Below are 16,455 nucleotides of genomic sequence, written 5' to 3' on the forward strand. Positions count from 1 at the left end.
AGGCGACTCTCCCCGTCGTGGGCGAGCATCTCGGCACCATCTCGGGCGTCTTCTATGACACGATGCTCGGCGAAAACCCTGACCTGCTCAACCTCTTCAGCCGCAGCGCGCAGGCGACCGGCGAGCAGAAGAGCGCGCTGGCCGGTGCGGTTGCCGCGTTCGCCGGGCACCTGATCGGCCTCGGCCCGGACGCCCCGGCCTTCGACCGCATCGTGGAGCGCATCGCACAGCGACACTGCGCCCTGGGCATCCGCCCGGAGCAGTACACGGTGGTGGGCAAGTACCTTCTGGGCGCGGTCGGCACCGTGCTCGGTGATGCGGTCACCCCGGCGGTGGCCGCTGCCTGGGACGAGGTGTACTGGCTGTTCGCCACCCGGCTGATCGGCCGCGAGGCGCGCCTCTACGCCGAGGCGGGCGTGAACGGTGCCACCCCATGGCGGGAATACGTCGTGGCGAACAAGATCGCTGAGGCGCACGACACGATGTCGTTCATCCTCACGCCGGCCGACGGCTACCCCGCTCCCGGCTTCCTGCCCGGCCAGTACGTCACCGTCGCCGCCGACCTGCCGGATGGCACCAGTCAGTTGCGGCAGTACTCCCTCTCGCAGGCGGCCGCCGCCGGCATGTTGCGGATCACCGTACGGCGGGTGCGCGGCGCCGACGGCACCCCGGACGGTGTGGTCTCCGGCTTCCTGCACGACCATGTGGGCATAGGCGACCGGCTGCGGCTGAGCCACCCGTACGGTCAACTCACCCTGCGCGCCGGCGAGGCACCACTGCTCCTCGTCAGCGCGGGCGTCGGCATCACCCCGATGGCCGCCATCCTGGACCATGTCTCGCGCACCCAGCCGACCCGCGACGTCACAGCGGTGCACGCCGACCGAAGCGTAGAACGCCACCCGCTACGCGCCGACATGAGCACCAACGGCTCCCGGCTACGTTCCTTCCGCAACCTCGTCTGGTACGAGCAGACTGCCCTGGACGCCCCGGATGCGTTCACCGGCTTCGTCGACACCGACGCGATCCCACTGCACCCCGACGCGGATGTCTACCTGTGCGGTCCGGTCCCGTTCATGCAGATGGTCCGGGCCGGTCTACACCGCCGTGGCGTGCCGGACGAGCGGATCCACTACGAGGTCTTCGGCTCCGAACAGTGGCGCCCGGTCCCCGTGCCGACGCCGGCCTGATCATGCGGGGGCGGCGCGGAGAACCGTTGTGGCCCGCCTGGACGCGCTCAGCCGGTGCGGCCGGGGAGATCCTGCGCGATCTCGTTGATGAGATCGGCGAGCTCACGCGGCCGGGACAAGAAGGGAGAGTGGCCGCCCGGCAGGTGCCGGACCAGGTTGGCGACGCCCTCCCCCTGCTTCTGGAAGAACTCGGGGATGACCTGGTCCTCGTCACACAAAACCAGAGCAGAAGGAATCGTCTGCCACGCCGCGCGCGTCTGCCTGTCGTAGAGCACGCGGCGGCTCTGCGGCTGCAGCCGGGTCACCGCCTCGTCGGCCCAGTCTGCCCGCACATCAAAGTAGAAGACCTCCCGTGCGTTTCCGAAGACCGGCCAGAGGTCCGGCGGCTCCGGCGGGTCCGACGGCTCGCCCGGCAGCGCCGAGGCCGCCGACTCGCCCACCTCCAGCATGTGTGCCGCGAGGTAGATGAGCCGCGTGACGTTGGGGGCGGTGCCGGCGATTTCGCTCACAGGTATGCCGGCGTACGAGTGAGCGAGCACGGTGACCGGGCCGTCGATGCCGTCCAAGTGGTCACGGATCGCCTGCGCGTCGTCGTACATGCTGACGTTGGGATCCCCGTTCACGCTCGGCAGGTCGACCGTCGAGACTGTCCAGCCCTCGTCCAACTCCGGAATCAGGTGCTCCCAGCACCACGACCCATGCCAGCCGCCGTGCACAAGCATCAGAGCACCGCGTCGCTCGACCTCAGTCATTGATCTTCCCCCCGTGCTAGGTCATTTGGCGCCGCGACCAGACAGTCGCTGCAGGTCATTAGGCTATGAATGGCGTCTGGCGCGGGTCCATCCGTCAACGTCCGTCGTCCTTTCGCGATCGTCCGGGGGAGCTGTGGAGCCGCTGGAGCATGTCCTTTCGCTACTGAATGTGGGCTCGCTGTCCACCACACCACTGCAGGCCGGCGGACAGTGGGCGCTCGCGTTCGACGGCCGGCTTGACCTGCGGATCGAGAAGGTCGTCACGGGCGGGTGCTGGGTCCTCGTCGAGGGCCGGGACGAGCCCCTGCGCGTCGAGCAGGGGGACTGCTACGTGGTGGTCGGTCGGCGACGCTACCGGCTGGCCAGCGACCTTGACGCCGATCCCGTCCCCGCGTATCCGGTCTACCGGACCCCGGACGGCGCGCCGCGAAAGGTGGCGCAGGTCGGCGAAGGCTGGGACACCACCATCACCGGAGCCGGTTTCGTCTTCGACCCGGACCCCGCGCCGCTGCTGTTCGATGTGCTGCCGCCGCTCATCCACGTGCCCGCCGCCGTCGAGCGGGCCCCGGTTCTGCGCACCACTCTCTGCCTGCTGGCGCACGAGTCACAGGGCGAGTGGCTGGGTCAGCCGGCGATGATGAACCGACTCGCCCACATGCTGCTGCTGCAAGCGCTGCGCGAGTACACCGGGAGGGCCGAGGGGTCCGGGGGATTGCTGGCGGCGTCGTTGCACCCGCAGCTCGGTGCCGCGCTGCGGGCCCTGCACGCTGATATCACGCAGCCCTGGTCGGTCGCCGAGCTGGCCGGGATCGCCCGCATGTCCCGCTCCACGTTCTCGCTCAAGTTTCGGACTACCGTCGGTCTACCCCCAGTGGACTACCTCCTTCGCGTACGGATGCACACAGCGGCCCGTGCGCTGCGCGGGACCGACCACACGGTCGCGGTCATCGCGGCGAGCGTGGGCTACGGCACCGAAAGCGCCTTCAGCGTCGCTTTCAAACGCGTTTACGGCCTTTCCCCAAGCGAATACCGCCTCCACCCCCCGGTCCGCCGCATCGAACTGGGCCAGGCGTCGTAATACGTCGCTTTCATGGCCGTGTCCCCGAACAACGGCCGTGTCCTTTGCTTCGCCTGGGAGCCACCGGGCTCAGGCTCGGGCACGTGGTCAGGCTGCGGTGCATACGATGATCACGCTGCAGCGCCGAGGATGGGAGCCGCCACGGGACACGTGCTGGTGACCGGAGCCACCGGAGGGATTGGGGTGGCGCTGGTCGGCGCGCTGGTAGAGGCCGGGCATCGGGTGACCGCCGTGGGGCGTGACGTCAAGCGGCTGAACGTGCAGGGGATCGAGGTGGATCTCGCCGAGCCGGGGACGCTGGCCGGTGCGGTGGGAGCCTGGAGAATGCGGGGGCGTTAGAGGATCTGCAAGTGCTGGTGCATTGCGCGGGGATCTCCCCTGTCGCAGCCGTCGCCGATGCCGACCCCGAAACGTGGCAACGGACGCTGGCGGTGAATGTGGCCTCCGCCGCCGAACTGACACGGTTGACGTTGCCCGCCCTGCGGCGCTCCCAGGGTCACGTGATCTTCGTCAACGCCGCCCCCAGAACGACCGGGGTCCCCCGCTGGTCGGCCTTCGCGGCCAGTAAGGCGGCGCTGCGCGAGCTGGCCGATTCGCTACGCGAGGAAGAGGGGGCCTTCGGCGTACGCGTTACCACGGTCTATCCCGGCGCGACGGCGACCGACCTGCTGGGCGAGGTCAGAACCGCCTTCGGCCGCCCGCACGATCCCGAGCTGTGCATCCGGCCCCAGACGCTCGCTGCAATGATCGTCTGGGTGCTGAGCGCACCCGCCGACGCCTACACCTCAGAATTGTCCGTACTGCCGTCGCCGCGCTGACCTTTTATCGACCAGCGTGTGACTCGACGGGCTGACGGAGCGAGTGGCGCACCCAGACGTTGGGTTCGACGTACACCGCGTGGCCGTGGTCCGCGTCGCAGTGGACGGGCACCAGCGCCCCCGGAACCTCCACGTCACCCGTCCCGTGGAATGGAAGGCCGGTCCAGCCTCGCCACTCCTCAAGGGTGCCCGCCACCACCATGGATCGCGAGGCGATCTTGTCGATCACCCCGCCGGCCCGAGCGTGCACGCGCAACCAGGGGTCGGCTGGCAGGCCGTCCTCTCGGCGGAGTGCGGCGTAGTCGGCCATCGGTGTGCGGGGCTGAAGGTGCTTGCCGTTGGGGCGTACGGGGGCGAGTAGTTCGCCGAAGCCGAGCCGGGCGGCCTGGGTGCGCAGAGCGCCGAGCATGACGGCGGACAAGCCCTTACCCAGCATGTCGGGCCTGATCGTGATCTCCAGCGCCGAGATCGCGTCGGGGGATTCGCCGCGTCGCCGCATCGCCGTGGCGCGCCAGAGCACGCCGTCCCAGCCGTCGTCGGGGAGCTCGTCGCCTCCGAGCACGAAGGGCACCGAGAAGGCGCGCGCCACGAGGTCCTCAGGAGCGTCGCGATCCACGGCGACCAGCGTGAACTCCGCGTACTGGGTGCCCGCCACCGGATAGAACAGGTTGGCTGCCGGATCCTGCTTCATGAAGACCGGCCAGCTGTCGGGCATGCTCAACAGCTGCGCCTCGAGTTCGGGACGCTCAGCCAGCGTGGTGATCTGCAGATCCATGGCTGGATCTTCGCAATGAGGCCTTGCCTCCATCAAAGCGTTTTCGCCCGGCTGATCGCGGTTCTCGATCTTTAGCATCGCGCTGGAAGCCGAAGGTCACAAGCCCTTACCGCTACTGGGAATCGAGCGGTCATGAACGACCGGCGCCGGGCAGCCGCACCATGTAGACGTCGATCGGGTCCTGAGACTCAACGGTGAACCCGTGGCGCTCGTACAGCCGCCGGGCGGCACTGCCCTGCAGGACGTTCAGGCGGACGAGCACGCCGTCGGCATCGATCCGCTTCAGCAATGTCCGCAGCACAGCCGTTCCGAGCCCTCGGCCCTGGAGGCCCGGAGCGAGATAGAAATGCTCCAGCAACCGCCCGTCCTCCGCCGGGCGTACGGTGACGGAGCCCGCGAAGGCGCCGTCTGCCACGATGACCGACGTGTGCTGTGGGGAGAAGGAATCCCGCAGTCGCTGCCGGACCCGATGCTCATCGAACCGCCCCAACCGCTCCAGGTCCGGACGTAACACCGTCGCCCGCAGTTCCGCGATCATTTCGACATCCGGCGGCTCTGCGGAACGCAGAGCCCATTCCGTGAGATGGCTCGGCTCGCTCCTGGACGTCGCCTGACCTGGCTGTATACCGTCCGCCCTCGCGCTCGTATTCATGGCCGAAGTATCCCAGCGACGTGCTGTGCACACGCACGCAGCGAGATCGTTTATGGACCGCACTGGGCGGGGGATCAGCCGATCGGTGGATCGGCTCAGCCGTCCGGTTGGTCCGCCCGATTCAGCCATGGCCTCATGAGTTCGGTCGATGCGCAGCCTGCGGTGATATTGCGACGCTGAAGCCCGTCCAGACAACGGAAAGGGCTCATCATGAACACCCGCCCCGCAGCTCCCGCCACGATCTCCGACGACGCCCTGAACCACCCGCGCAGCCGGACGGCGTTCCGCACGATGAAGCTCGCCGTCAGCGGCTACGTCGCCCTCAGCGTGCTCACTTTGGTGGCCGTCTACCTGCTGCGCCACAACCCCGGACTGGTCAACGACACGGCCTGGGTACGCGGCGGCATCGTCGCGCTCACCTCCCTGCTGATGCTCTCCTTCGTTGCCGGCACCACCCGTGGCCGCCGCCGGGCATACCTGCGCTTACGGATCGCCTCGGGCGTCATGGTCGTGTCCATCGCGGCCCTCGTCGTGCTCCCCGGACTCCTGCCGGCGTGGATGAGGATCGAGCAGAGCGTCTGCGGGCTGCTCCTCGCGGGCGTCGTCGTGATCGCGAACGGCAAGCACCTGCGCTCGTTGTTCGCCACCAGGTAGAACGCCCTGATATGGCTAAATTGTCCGGCGGGAAGAGGGCAACGGAGGAAGGCTCGCATGAGTAGTCCGGGACCGCGCCGGTTCGTCGCGGTAGCCGTCGTTCCGTACGTGCTGCTGGCCATCCTGATCGTCGTCACGGTGGTCGGCAAGCGATCGGCGGGCGCGTCCCTGTTCATCGATCTGGCTCTGTGTGCGCTGGCCGCGGCGTGGATGTTGTGGGTCTTCACGCTGCACCCCGCCTGGCGGGAGCGCGTGCCGGTCATGGCGGTGTTCTTCACCGTGCTGATCGCGATCATGGCGATCCTGGTGATCAGGGACCCGTGGTTCGGGGTTCTTCACGGCCGCCGGATACATCTACGCGTTCAGGGTCCTGCGCTGGCCGTGGCAGCCTGTCGGCGTCGCCGCGGTGGCGATCGTGTCGGGCACGGCGCAGGCGTACGGAGTGGAGAAGACGACCCTCTTCGGCGTGCTCACGTATGCCGCCGTCGTGGCCGCGAACGTGATTCCCATGGTCGGTTTCGCCTGGTTCGCCCGGCGCAGTGCCCAGCAGAACGACGAGCGTAATCGCGCGCTCGAAGAGACACGTGAGGCGAACCGCAGGCTGGAAGCGACCCTGGCGGAAAACGCGGCCCTGCACGAGCAACTACTGGCCCAGGCGCGCGAGGCCGGTGTGCACGATGAGCGTGAGCGAATGGCACGGGAGATCCACGACACCCTGGCACAGGGGCTCACCGGCATCATCACCCAACTCCACGCAGCCGAACACGCCGCCGACGACCCCGCGGCATGGCGCAGACACATCGAAGCCGCAACCACCCTGGCCAAAGAAAGCCTTACGGAAGCACGACGATCGGTGCACGCACTCCGTCCGGAACCCCTGCAAACCGCGCGGCTGAGCGAAGCGCTGGTGAACGTGGCCGAACGCTGGTCATCACTCCACGAAGTCCCGGTCCAGGTCACCACGACCGGCGCAGCACGACCGATGCGACCAGAAGTGGAAGTCGCCCTTCTCCGAACAGCACAGGAAGCGTTGACCAACGTGGCCAAACACGCACGGGCGACCAGAGTCGGCGTGACACTGTCCTACATGGAACACCAGGTCGCCCTCGACGTACGCGACGACGGCACCGGTTTCGACCCGGCCAGGATCCACGACAACGTCACCAACGATCCGTCTGAAGACCGCGGCGGGTTCGGCCTGATCGCGATGCGGCAACGCATCGAAGGCCTATCGGGAACCCTGCAGGTCGAATCCGAACCGGGCGCAGGCACCGGAATCTCCGCCTGCGTCCCAGCCGAACCGGCGGAGGTCCCCGCATGAGCCGCCCCACCACCACGATCAAACTGCTGATCGTCGACGACCACCCCGTAGTCAGAGACGGCCTGAGCAGCATGTTCGCACGCGAACCAGAATTCGAAGTGATCGGCCAGGCCGCCGACGGAGCCGAAGCGGTCCGCCTCGCCGAAACCCTCCAACCAGACGTCATACTCATGGACCTGCGCATGCCCGGCATGGACGGAGTAAGCGCGACCAAAGAACTCGCCGAACGCGGAAGCAACGCACGCGTCCTGGTGCTGACCACCTACGACACCGACAGCCACGTACTGCCCGCGATCGAAGCCGGCGCCACCGGCTACCTGCTCAAAGACGCCCCCCGCGACGAACTCCTCCGCGCGGTCCAAGCCACGGCACGAGGCGAAGCAGTCCTGGCCCCCTCAGCGGCGGCCCTACTCATGAGCCGAGTACGGTCCTCCACCCCGCGAACGCCCAACTCCACCCCCGGGCCGCTCAGCCAACGAGAACTCGAAGTCCTCCAATTGGTAGCCGCCGGGGCCACCAACCGGGAAGCGGCGACCAAACTGTTCATCACCGAAGCCACCATCAAATCCCACATGCTGAACATCTATACAAAACTCGGCGTAAGCGACCGCGCCGCCGCCGTCACCGAGGCATTCAACCGCGGACTGCTCATCCCGAAACAAAGGTGATTCCGCCGCCCGCGCGCGGCTTCCGTCTTCGGACTGACGACAGCCTGCTGGGCGACGTTGAGGGGGAATGACCTAGTGGTGGTCGGTCCTGTTTGAGTCGATCTCCTCGTAGGAGTCCAAGAGTGTTTCGTGTTCGCGTAGGGCGCCGGTTCGTGCGGCGCTGAAGAGGACGGTCTCCTTTGCGTCTCCAAGAGAGCCCCCTCCGGGACGGAGAAGTTCGAAGGTGAGAAGGATCGACTCCAGTACTGAGACGTCGCGGTCGCGCAATAGCTGCTGAATCGACTCCATGTCTTCACTACGCGCCAAAAGCGACTGACACTCTTCGAAGACGGCGGTGAGCCGCTCGCGGCGGTCGGGAGAGAGTCCATGGACGTGCTCAAACACCGGTCATCTTCCTTAATCGGCGGGAGTCGGTATGCCGCGCCGGCGTCGTGGACGTCACGGGCCTGGATTAATCAGCGGCTTCGTCAGCGAGGAAACTGAATACCAAGAGGTCGTGCAGCTCGTCATCTTCGCGCTGTGCCTGGCGCAACCTGCCTTCATAGGTGAATCCGGCCTTGGCCGCCACACGCTGTGACGCCTCGTTCTCCGGAGTGGTGCGTATTTCCACCCGATGGAGACCGAGAGAGAAGCCCCAGCGCGTGACCGCGCGAACCGCCTCAGGTGCGATGCCCTGTCCACGAAACTTCGGAGACACTCCGTAGCCCACTTCAGTGATCCCCGTTTCCCAATCAGTCCCATGCAGGTTGATCCCGCCGACCAGTTCGCCGTCCTTTGTGAAGATCGCCAGGTGCACGCCTTTGCCGGAGCGCCGCAAACCGTGAACGCCGTCGGTCAGCCACTCCTTGATTTCCTCAACGGCAGAAGGACGGCCCGGTGGAAGGGCGGTAGACGCATCACCATTCATGACGAGCGTGGCTACCTGGTCGTAATCGGCTAGCCCATGTGGCCGTAATACAAGGCGCCCGGTCTCCAGCCGAACGGGAATGTCGAAGGTGGTCACACGTACTCCTCAAGGGGCAAACGGGCCTCGTGACGCTCTTGCCGCATGACCATACACGGGGTCAAATCATCTACGGCAAGGTCTTTATCCCCGCATCGCCGCCCACTATCCAAGGCAGACAGAGCCGTACGGCAGGCCAGTCGGGAAGCAGCAGTCCCGCCGAGTCACGGGCGCCTAATTCAGTCGACGGCGGGGGGAACGCTGCGCCAGCATGGGTCTTGATGTCCCGAGCGTAGTAACACATCGATCACCAGCAGGGGATGGCCCCCGGAGCTACAGGCCCGGCGTGGAGACCATCGCCCTATTTAAGGCTGTACGTCGTCGGCAGCGCCCCGGCATAACTGCGCGCTGCCCACCCATCTGGACGACAAGGATCCGCCGCCGGATCCGGCTGTGATCGATGTGCAGGCGTCGAGGACGCCGAGAACAGGACTTCGACATGCAATTCCACGAGTATGCGCGGTACGACGCCGTCGGACTTCGTGACCTGATCAGGGCGGGCGAGGTCACCGCCGACGAAGTCGAGCGCGTCGCTCGGCAGGCCTTGGCCGTGACCGACGCGAAGCTCAACGGCCTGGCGTTGCCGGTGTTCTCGCCGGCACTCGACCACGCCGACGACGGGCCGTTCACCGGGGTACCTTTCCTGATCAAGGACCATGGGCCGGTGGCGAAGGAGGTCCCGTTCTTCCTTGGGAGCCGAAGCCTGCCGGGCATCGTCCCCCAGCACGACAGCGATCTGATGGCGCGCTTCCGCGCAGCGGGCCTGGTGACTCTTGGTCTGACCACCGTGCCGGAGATGGCGATCAGCTTCTCGACCGAATCGCTCAAGTACGGACCGACCCGCAACCCATGGGATCTGGATCGGGGTGTGGGCGGGTCGAGCGGCGGCGCCGCCGCTCTCGTCGCCGCCGGCGCCGTGCCCGTCGCACATGGCAGCGACGGAGCCGGGTCCATCCGGGTCCCGGCTTCCTGCTGCGGGCTCGTCGGGCTCAAGCCGAGCCGAGGCCGCGTCCCATGCGGACCTGATCAGGGGGAACCGATGCTCGGCATGGCGTCCGAGTTCGCGCTGACGCGCACCGTCCGCGACGCCGCCCACCTCCTGGACGCCGTCCAGGGGCCTGGTGTCGGCGACAAGTACACCGCGCCGCCCCCGCGCGGCAGGTATGCCGACGACGTGGGGGCCGATCCTGGCTCCCTGCGAGTGGCCGTGACCACCCAGGCCTGGTCGGGCGCAGTGGTGGACGGCGAGGCGGCCACGGCGGCGGTCCAGGCCGGCCGTGTGTTGGAGCAGATGGGCCACACCATCGCCGACGCGAGCCCGATCATCGATTGGGACGCCGTCATGCGATGCGCGGTGGCCGAAGCGGTCGCGCTCGCGTCTCCGCTGCTCATGGCCCCCAGGCAACCGGACCCGGCGAGGCTGGAAGCCGTATCGAGGCAACTCTTGCGGGTTGCCGCGGACTACAGCGCGCTGGACATGATGGCCGCCTTCGGCGCGCAGAATCGGCTGACCCGGTCGGTGGGCGCGTTCTTCACCGAGTACGACCTGCTCATCACCCCGACCTTGGGTCGGCTCCCGGCTCCTCATGGCACCCTGCGCTACGACGATCCCTCCCACACCGTGACGAGCTGGCTGCAGTCGATCTTCGACTATGGCCCGTTCACCATGGTGTTCAACATCTCCGGCCAGCCCGCCATCAGTCTGCCGCTGGGCAGAAGTGAGGGCGGTCTGCCGATCGGGGTGCAGATCATCGCCTCGTACGGTCGGGAAGATGTGCTGTTCCGGATCGCCGCTCAGCTGGAACTGGCCATGCCCTGGAAGGAGCGGAGCCCCCGGTTCTCCCTGGCGGGTGGCACTCCGGTTCCGGGATGCTCGCCATGAGGAACCAGTCCTCCTAGCGAGAAGGCCGACAGGAGCACGAACGCGTGGGAACGAGCAAAGGACGAGCAAGGGGTGGCCTTGCGGGCCCCGCTCTGGTGAACCTCGCACTCGGTGTGCCCGCGATAGTGCCGCTCTATCTGGGGCGGTGGCTGCTGGCCGAGTACATGCCGATGGACTGCAGAAGCGTGGAAGACCTTGCCAAGCCGGGTCTCACCAACTGCAACTACACGACCCTCGACCACGCGTCTATTGTGATGTTTCTCCTGGTGGTGACCGGCCTGTTCACCTTGGCACTGGTGGTCGTGATCGACGTGGCCCTCCCGTTCGGGCGCGGACGGAGGCTCGCGGCATGGCTTGGCACGGCTGTGCTCATTCCTGTCCCGTTCGCGGTGCTCCTGGCGTTGGCCTGAGCACCGCCTGAGGACCGGCGGGCGTCCGCGTTCACCCGGCCGGGGACGTCGCGGTCGCGGCTGCCGCTCGCTCCATGAGAAGCGTGCGTTCACGTGTTGTCGGCGCCAGTCCGGCGGCCCGTTCCAGCTCTTCGGCCGCCTCGATGTGCCGGCCCAGACGCAGCAGGACGTCGCCGCGTACGGCTCCGAGCAGGTGGTAGCGGGCCATCCGGGGATCGTCGCGGATGGCGTCGAGCGCCTCCAGCGCCGCCTGGGGGCCGTCCGCGTGAAGCAGCGCGACCGCGCGGTTGAGCTCCACGATGGGTGAGGGCGCGAGCTGGGCGAGGGCGTCGTACAACGCGACGATCGCCTCCCAGTCGGTGTCCTCGAACCGTTGGGCGCGCGTGTGGCAGGCGGCGATGGCCGCCTGCACGGTGTACGGCCCCAGCGGCCTGCCTGTTGATTTGGCACGCGCGAGGGAGGCCAGCCCATGCGTCACCAGCGTGCGGTCCCAGCGGGATCGGTCCTGGTCCTGAAGCAGGACGGGTTCGCCGTTGGGGCCGGTGCGTGCACGGAAGCGGGACGCCTGCAACTCCATCAGCGCCACGAGCCCGTGCACCTCTGGCTCTCGGGGCATCAGGCCGGCCAGGATGCGGCCGAGGCGCATGGCGTCCTCCGCGAGCTCCCGGCGGATCCAGTCATCGCTCGACGTGCCCGAGTAACCCTCGTTGAAGACGAGGTAGACGACCTCCAGCACCGCGGACAGTCGGGTGGGCAGCTCCTCGTCGCCGGGCACCTCGAACGGCACCTGCGCCTCGGCCAATGTGCGCTTGGCCCGAGTGATCCGCTGCCCCATGGTGGCGGCGGGCACCAGGAACGCACGGGCGATCTCCTCGGTGCCGAGCCCGCCGACCAGGCGCAGCGCCAGCGCCGCGCGTGACTCACGGGACAGAACCGGGTGGCAGGCGACGAAGATCAGCGACAACAGCTCCGCGTCCGTGCCGCCGCCCTCCGGCCCCGGTGCCTGGAGGTCGGCGGCGAACTGGGCGTACTTCTGGTCCCGTACATGCTCGCGCCGGATCAGATCGATCGCCCGGCGCTTGGCCGTGGTGGTCAGCCACGCGCCGGGGTTGTTCGGGACGCCTTGCTGCGGCCACTGTTCCAGGGCGCACACGAAAGTTTCCTGCGCGATCTCCTCGGCGAGCCCGACATCCTGGATCACCCGGGCCAGGAAAGCCACCAGGCGCGCGGACTCGATCCGCCACACCGCTTCGACCGTGCGCCGCGCGTCCATCGGGACCCCTCCTCAGACTCCGGGGATTCTCAGGCCTGCGCACCCAGGTTCTCGAAGTCCTCCTCCTCGTAGTACGGGCGCACCTCCAGGACCTCCTGCCGCCCGCCGGCAGGGTCGCTCGGGCACTGCCGGGCCCACTCGACGGCCTCCTCCAGGGAGCTGACCTGCCAGACCCAGTAGCCGGCGATGATCTCCTTGGACTCGGTGAACGGCCCGTCGACGACCGATGTGGTTCCGCCCTCGAAGACGACCTGCGCCCCTGCGGAGCTCGGCTTGAGACCCCCGCCGTCGAGCAGGATGCCCGCCTTCACCAGCTTCTCGTTGTAGGCCCCCATCGCCGCCATCATCTCCGGCGTCGGAGCGATCTTGTCCTCGTCCGCGCCGTCGACCTTGATCGCAACCATGACCTTCATGACGTCTCCTCCTTGGGCGATTGCCGCCTGATCATTCTGTCGAGCGGCTTCTTCACCTGGACGTCGAATAAGCAAGCAGCCGTTTCGACATCGCCTGCATTCGTCGAACCGAGGCGTGACCGGAAGGCGCGGGCAGGGCACCCGACACGGTGATCAGTCGGTACGGCAGGGCAAGAGCCTGACGGTCATCCGTCCCCGGCTCTACGGGCGGCCCACACGATCAACGTGACGCCGAGAGCCCAGACGACCCCAGCCCCGGCGGCGCGACCGGCGATCTGCACCAGAGTCAGTTCTTGACGGCCACTGATCAAGTAGTCGCCGAGCAGATTCCACAGGAACCCTCCGGTGCTGAAAAGGCTCCAGCCCATCACGTATCTGCGGGCCTTACGACCCCGTTGCCGCCCGAGCGCCATCGAACGCCCTTCCGAGATGCGGACAAACAAGACCTAAGCCGACCGGGCCACCTTAGAGACCCTCGGCGCGGTCGTGTGGCCGCATCGTTCAGGGGCGGAAGCCCTTCTTGTCGCATCGTTGGCCGAGCCCGATCATGAACATTCCGACCGCCGCGCCTGCGAGCTGGACGTTCGGCTCCCGGCTCGGGTCGGCCGCCAATTTGTCCAGCTCTTCCCGGTAGCTCTGGGCGCCGCTCTTGAGGTTGGCGAAACTGGTCTGAAGATCCTTGTCATCGGTCTCCAAGGCGGCGACCTTCTCGATCGCCTCGGCCTTCTGCCTGCCGTCCGGGATCGAGAGGGGGGCTCCGCGGTTGAAGGCCCACTGCTGGGGGTCGATCTTCGCCTCGGCCAGCACGCGGAATGCCTCACCGCAGGTGTCGGCGGCACTCGGGCCGCCGCAGGCCGTCACGGAGGCCATGGCGGCGGCCAGCGAAGCGACGGTGGCAATCAGGCGCACACGCATGGCGTCAGCGTGATCGTCGGTGTTGCACTCGTCAAGAGAAGGCGAACCGCGGGTCACAGGCGGGCGGGCGGACGGCGCCATCGGCACGCTGAAGCCCTCAGTGCCGCCGTTGGAACGGTTCGACCTCTATCGCCGACATTCTCCGCGTAGATGACATGTGTATTGACCAGAACTGACCCATGTGGCTGTGATAGCTTTTGCGACCGGCAGGGTCAGAGTCGCCGAGAACCGCTTCCCTGGCGCATGACCCTGATCTTGATCGGGAGTTTCTTGTGCGTATTCCCTCCAAGTGGGACGGCCCAGTTCGTGCTGTCTCCGTGCGTCGCCTGGCAGGCGGCAGACGCGGTCGCAGGATAGGCGTTCTTCTGGCGGCTGGGATGCTGGCCGCCGGTTGCGGGTCGTCGACCACTGACCCCTCCGTGAAGCCGGCAGCCGCGAAGCAGCCCGAGGTGAAGCTGCCCGAAGCCACGACCTTTACGAATCTCAAAGGCATCCCACAGGACACCGGACCGGTCACGGCCGGCGGCGGCACCGTGGTTCACCCCAAGGAATCGGTGACGGTGTCCGCCACGCCCGGCGGCGACCCGGTGGCGCTGCTGCCCAGCACCCAGCTGGGTTCCCCGACCTGGGTGCCGGTCGTGGAGAGAAAGCCGGGATGGCTCCGGGTGCTACTGCCCAGTCGGCCGACCAAGGCGACGGGCTGGATCGCCGACGGCACCGGCAAGCTCGAGACCGCCCACACCTCGTACGTGATCAAGGTTGACCTCTCGGCGCGGCGTCTCGCCCTGCTGAAGGCCGGCCAGGTGCTCGGGACGTGGACCGTCGCGGTCGGTGCCGCCAAGACGCCCACCCCCACTGGGCGTACCTTCATGCTCGCCTCCTTGGCCCCAACCAAGAAGACCTACAGCCCGCTCATTCTGCCTGTCGGCACGCATTCCGAGACGCTGGACACGTACGGCGGTGGCCCCGGTACGGTCGCCTTCCACGGATGGCCGGACGCGAGCGTCTTCGGACAGGCCGTGACGCATGGTTGTGTCCGCGTTCCCTCGGACGCGCTGAACCAGCTGGCCAAAGTTCCGCTCGGCAGCATGGTCCTCGTCATGAACTAGACCCCCAGGCGGGTGGAGTGGCGATGCGCGCAGCCTCGTCGGAGGCGGCGCCGCGCATTCAGCCCGCCGGTTCCCCAAGGGAAGACACCCGGGACCCGCTCGTAGCAGGTCCCGTCTTCCCCACCAGACAATCCATTTCTCCCCGAGGTCTGAAAATTGCTCACCACTAAGTCACGCAAGTTCACGGCCCGAGCGTTCGCGGCGACCCTGCTCACCGCGTCGGCCTTCTTCGCGTTCACCGGTCTCAACTCCGCCCCGGCCAGCGCCACGACGGGCCACTCGGGCCACTCGCAGCATGGCGACAACGGCACGGTCAAGATCCATGGGGCCACGACGTCGGAGCACAACCAGTGCGACCAGGCGAAGGTCTGCACCTTCTACGTCGTCGGCTGGAACTTCGACGCCAAGCAGCAGGTGTCGTGGAGCATCGTTTCGCTGTCGGACAACAAAGAGGTTCTGCACGGGACGCTGACCCTCGACCAGTCCGGCCACGGCCGCACCGAGGACCTGAGCCTCCCCGACGGGCGGTACAAGCTGACCTGGTCCTTCCAAGGCCAGAACGGCTCCGGCAAGTACAAGGTCTTCACCGTGGACTGCCCGAACCAGCCCACGACTCCGCCCACCACCCCGAAGCCGACCCCGTCTGAGACGCCCACCACCCCGGCTGAGACGCCCACCACTCCGGCTCCGACCCCGTCTGAGACGCCCACCACCCCGGCGCCGACTCCCTCTGAGACGCCCAGCACCCCGGCGACGCCGACCCCCACCCCCACTGCTTCGACCCCTGGTGAGGCACCCGCCCCGACTCCGGTGGCGTCCGACCTCGCGGTCACCGGCTGACCGATCTATCACAGATCTCAGAAAGGCTCCGTGAATACGGCCGAATTCACGGGGCCTTTGCCGTACGCGCGCCCGCCAGGCGGCAAGACTGCGGACTGAACGCGCACGAGCCGTACGGTGATCAGGAATCCCGGCCGCCGGGGGAGTGCCATGACGGTGATCCTGCACGCGGAACCGACGGCGTCCGCGCCGGCGTTGTGGTTGCGCCCTTGGCGGCCGGACGACGCCGACGCCCTTCTGGCGGCCCATCGTGACCCGCTTCTCCGGCATCGCCTGACCACCCCGCTCGCCACCGGCGCGCAGGCCCGCCGATGGATCGACGCGCAAAGCGCGGGTTGGGAGACCGGCAGCCGGTTCAGCTTCGCCGTACTGGGGCATGACGCAGGCACTCCGATCGGCCACGTCGTGGTCAAGGTGACCGGCCTCGAAGACCCGTCATGCTCCAGTACGGCGGAGGTCGGTTACTGGACGTCCGCGGGCGTTCGAGGCCGGGGCGTCGCCGGCCGGGCGCTCGAGACGGTGTCGCGGTGGGCGCTCGGCTCCCAGCGGATCGTGCCGCTGGTCCGCCTCGACTTGCTGCATGCCGTCGACAATCATGCATCGTGCCGCGTGGCGGACAAGTGTGGATATGTCCTTCAATCCGTCCTGCCTGCCCAGCCGCCCGTCTTCCCGCATGAGGGACATCTGCACGTCCGGGCGGCGTGA

Annotated in this window: 22 protein-coding genes; 13 read left to right on the forward strand and 9 right to left on the reverse strand. The window is 67.6% G+C overall.

What is annotated here, in order from left to right; genetic code table 11:
- The first annotated feature begins 17 nt into the window (after positions 1 to 17).
- The gene (locus Pth03_RS23040; protein WP_239119288.1) at positions 18 to 1,187 is read left to right on the forward strand and encodes a globin domain-containing protein; all 1,170 of its coding nucleotides are present in this window, start codon (positions 18 to 20) and stop codon (positions 1,185 to 1,187) included.
- 47 nt (positions 1,188 to 1,234) lie between these two features.
- On the opposite strand, the gene Pth03_RS23045 is transcribed toward Pth03_RS23040, so the two are convergent.
- Positions 1,235 to 1,939, reverse strand: coding sequence for an alpha/beta hydrolase (locus Pth03_RS23045; protein ID WP_203946423.1), 705 nt, complete (start codon positions 1,937 to 1,939; stop codon positions 1,235 to 1,237).
- 133 nt (positions 1,940 to 2,072) lie between these two features.
- On the opposite strand from Pth03_RS23045, the gene Pth03_RS23050 reads away from it, so the two are divergent.
- From Pth03_RS23050 to Pth03_RS23055, 3 genes are all read left to right on the forward strand, one after another.
- Positions 2,073 to 3,017 carry an AraC family transcriptional regulator gene (locus Pth03_RS23050; protein ID WP_275413176.1) on the forward strand — a complete coding sequence of 315 codons (945 nt, stop codon included), beginning with the start codon at positions 2,073 to 2,075 and terminating at the stop codon, positions 3,015 to 3,017.
- 129 nt (positions 3,018 to 3,146) lie between these two features.
- Positions 3,147 to 3,356 (forward strand): SDR family NAD(P)-dependent oxidoreductase, encoded by a 210-nt coding sequence (locus tag Pth03_RS41665; protein WP_239119289.1) that lies wholly within the window; start codon positions 3,147 to 3,149, stop codon positions 3,354 to 3,356.
- A gap of 11 nt (positions 3,357 to 3,367) precedes the next feature.
- The gene (locus Pth03_RS23055; protein WP_239119290.1) at positions 3,368 to 3,835 is read left to right on the forward strand and encodes an SDR family NAD(P)-dependent oxidoreductase; all 468 of its coding nucleotides are present in this window, start codon (positions 3,368 to 3,370) and stop codon (positions 3,833 to 3,835) included.
- A 4-nt stretch (positions 3,836 to 3,839) separates the two neighbouring features.
- On the opposite strand, the gene Pth03_RS23060 is transcribed toward Pth03_RS23055, so the two are convergent.
- Positions 3,840 to 4,610: an N-acetyltransferase gene (locus tag Pth03_RS23060; RefSeq protein ID WP_203946425.1), complete on the reverse strand. Its 771-nt coding sequence runs from the start codon at positions 4,608 to 4,610 to the stop codon at positions 3,840 to 3,842.
- Positions 4,611 to 4,740: 130 nt separating this feature from the next.
- On the reverse strand, positions 4,741 to 5,148 hold the full coding sequence (locus Pth03_RS23065; RefSeq protein WP_239119291.1) for a GNAT family N-acetyltransferase: 408 nt from the start codon (positions 5,146 to 5,148) through the stop codon (positions 4,741 to 4,743).
- 324 nt (positions 5,149 to 5,472) lie between these two features.
- Here Pth03_RS23065 and Pth03_RS23070 point away from each other — a divergent pair, with 324 nt between their 5' ends.
- The 4 genes from Pth03_RS23070 to Pth03_RS23080 are packed head-to-tail and all read left to right on the forward strand — an operon-like array spanning position 5,473 to position 7,905.
- The gene (locus Pth03_RS23070) at positions 5,473 to 5,916 is read left to right on the forward strand and encodes a hypothetical protein (protein WP_203946427.1); all 444 of its coding nucleotides are present in this window, start codon (positions 5,473 to 5,475) and stop codon (positions 5,914 to 5,916) included.
- 57 nt (positions 5,917 to 5,973) lie between these two features.
- On the forward strand, positions 5,974 to 6,480 hold the full coding sequence (locus Pth03_RS41670) for a hypothetical protein (protein ID WP_239119292.1): 507 nt from the start codon (positions 5,974 to 5,976) through the stop codon (positions 6,478 to 6,480).
- Positions 6,404 to 7,237 (forward strand): sensor histidine kinase, encoded by an 834-nt coding sequence (locus Pth03_RS23075; RefSeq protein ID WP_239119293.1) that lies wholly within the window; start codon positions 6,404 to 6,406, stop codon positions 7,235 to 7,237. Before Pth03_RS41670 ends, Pth03_RS23075 begins: the two co-directional genes overlap by 77 nt.
- Complete coding sequence (locus Pth03_RS23080; protein WP_203946428.1) at positions 7,234 to 7,905, forward strand: response regulator; 672 nt, start codon at positions 7,234 to 7,236, stop codon at positions 7,903 to 7,905. Before Pth03_RS23075 ends, Pth03_RS23080 begins: the two co-directional genes overlap by 4 nt.
- 72 nt (positions 7,906 to 7,977) lie before the next feature.
- On the opposite strand, the gene Pth03_RS23085 is transcribed toward Pth03_RS23080, so the two are convergent.
- Both Pth03_RS23085 and Pth03_RS23090 read right to left on the reverse strand, forming a co-directional pair.
- On the reverse strand, positions 7,978 to 8,289 hold the full coding sequence (locus Pth03_RS23085) for a hypothetical protein (protein ID WP_203946429.1): 312 nt from the start codon (positions 8,287 to 8,289) through the stop codon (positions 7,978 to 7,980).
- A 67-nt stretch (positions 8,290 to 8,356) separates the two neighbouring features.
- Positions 8,357 to 8,908 (reverse strand): GNAT family N-acetyltransferase, encoded by a 552-nt coding sequence (locus Pth03_RS23090; protein ID WP_203946430.1) that lies wholly within the window; start codon positions 8,906 to 8,908, stop codon positions 8,357 to 8,359.
- Between the two features lie 439 nt (positions 8,909 to 9,347).
- Between Pth03_RS23090 and Pth03_RS23095 the strand changes: the two genes are divergently transcribed.
- Both Pth03_RS23095 and Pth03_RS23100 read left to right on the forward strand, forming a co-directional pair.
- Entirely contained in the window at positions 9,348 to 10,790 is a 1,443-nt protein-coding gene (locus Pth03_RS23095; protein WP_203946431.1) for an amidase, read from the forward strand.
- Between the two features lie 44 nt (positions 10,791 to 10,834).
- Positions 10,835 to 11,200 carry a hypothetical protein gene (locus tag Pth03_RS23100; RefSeq protein WP_203946432.1) on the forward strand — a complete coding sequence of 122 codons (366 nt, stop codon included), beginning with the start codon at positions 10,835 to 10,837 and terminating at the stop codon, positions 11,198 to 11,200.
- Positions 11,201 to 11,231: 31 nt separating this feature from the next.
- Here Pth03_RS23100 and Pth03_RS23105 read toward each other — a convergent pair whose 3' ends face one another.
- From Pth03_RS23105 to Pth03_RS23120, 4 genes are all read right to left on the reverse strand, one after another.
- Positions 11,232 to 12,473 carry an RNA polymerase sigma factor gene (locus tag Pth03_RS23105; protein WP_203946433.1) on the reverse strand — a complete coding sequence of 414 codons (1,242 nt, stop codon included), beginning with the start codon at positions 12,471 to 12,473 and terminating at the stop codon, positions 11,232 to 11,234.
- A 29-nt stretch (positions 12,474 to 12,502) separates the two neighbouring features.
- Positions 12,503 to 12,886, reverse strand: coding sequence for a YciI family protein (locus Pth03_RS23110; protein WP_203946434.1), 384 nt, complete (start codon positions 12,884 to 12,886; stop codon positions 12,503 to 12,505).
- Positions 12,887 to 13,071: 185 nt separating this feature from the next.
- Positions 13,072 to 13,299 carry a hypothetical protein gene (locus tag Pth03_RS23115; RefSeq protein ID WP_203946435.1) on the reverse strand — a complete coding sequence of 76 codons (228 nt, stop codon included), beginning with the start codon at positions 13,297 to 13,299 and terminating at the stop codon, positions 13,072 to 13,074.
- A gap of 88 nt (positions 13,300 to 13,387) precedes the next feature.
- Positions 13,388 to 13,801, reverse strand: a complete 414-nt coding sequence (locus Pth03_RS23120) for a hypothetical protein (RefSeq protein ID WP_203946436.1) — start codon at positions 13,799 to 13,801, stop codon at positions 13,388 to 13,390.
- A 377-nt stretch (positions 13,802 to 14,178) separates the two neighbouring features.
- Here Pth03_RS23120 and ldt-CoaP point away from each other — a divergent pair, with 377 nt between their 5' ends.
- The 3 genes from ldt-CoaP (at position 14,179) to Pth03_RS23135 (ending at position 16,455) form a co-directional block, all read left to right on the forward strand.
- Positions 14,179 to 14,910 (forward strand): L,D-transpeptidase, encoded by a 732-nt coding sequence (ldt-CoaP, locus tag Pth03_RS23125; protein ID WP_203946437.1) that lies wholly within the window; start codon positions 14,179 to 14,181, stop codon positions 14,908 to 14,910.
- Positions 14,911 to 15,066: 156 nt separating this feature from the next.
- Positions 15,067 to 15,750 carry a hypothetical protein gene (locus Pth03_RS23130; protein WP_203946438.1) on the forward strand — a complete coding sequence of 228 codons (684 nt, stop codon included), beginning with the start codon at positions 15,067 to 15,069 and terminating at the stop codon, positions 15,748 to 15,750.
- A 150-nt stretch (positions 15,751 to 15,900) separates the two neighbouring features.
- Positions 15,901 to 16,455 (forward strand): GNAT family N-acetyltransferase, encoded by a 555-nt coding sequence (locus Pth03_RS23135; RefSeq protein ID WP_203946439.1) that lies wholly within the window; start codon positions 15,901 to 15,903, stop codon positions 16,453 to 16,455.

This window comes from Planotetraspora thailandica, assembly GCF_016863335.1.
In the GTDB taxonomy this organism is placed as follows: domain Bacteria; phylum Actinomycetota; class Actinomycetes; order Streptosporangiales; family Streptosporangiaceae; genus Planotetraspora; species Planotetraspora thailandica.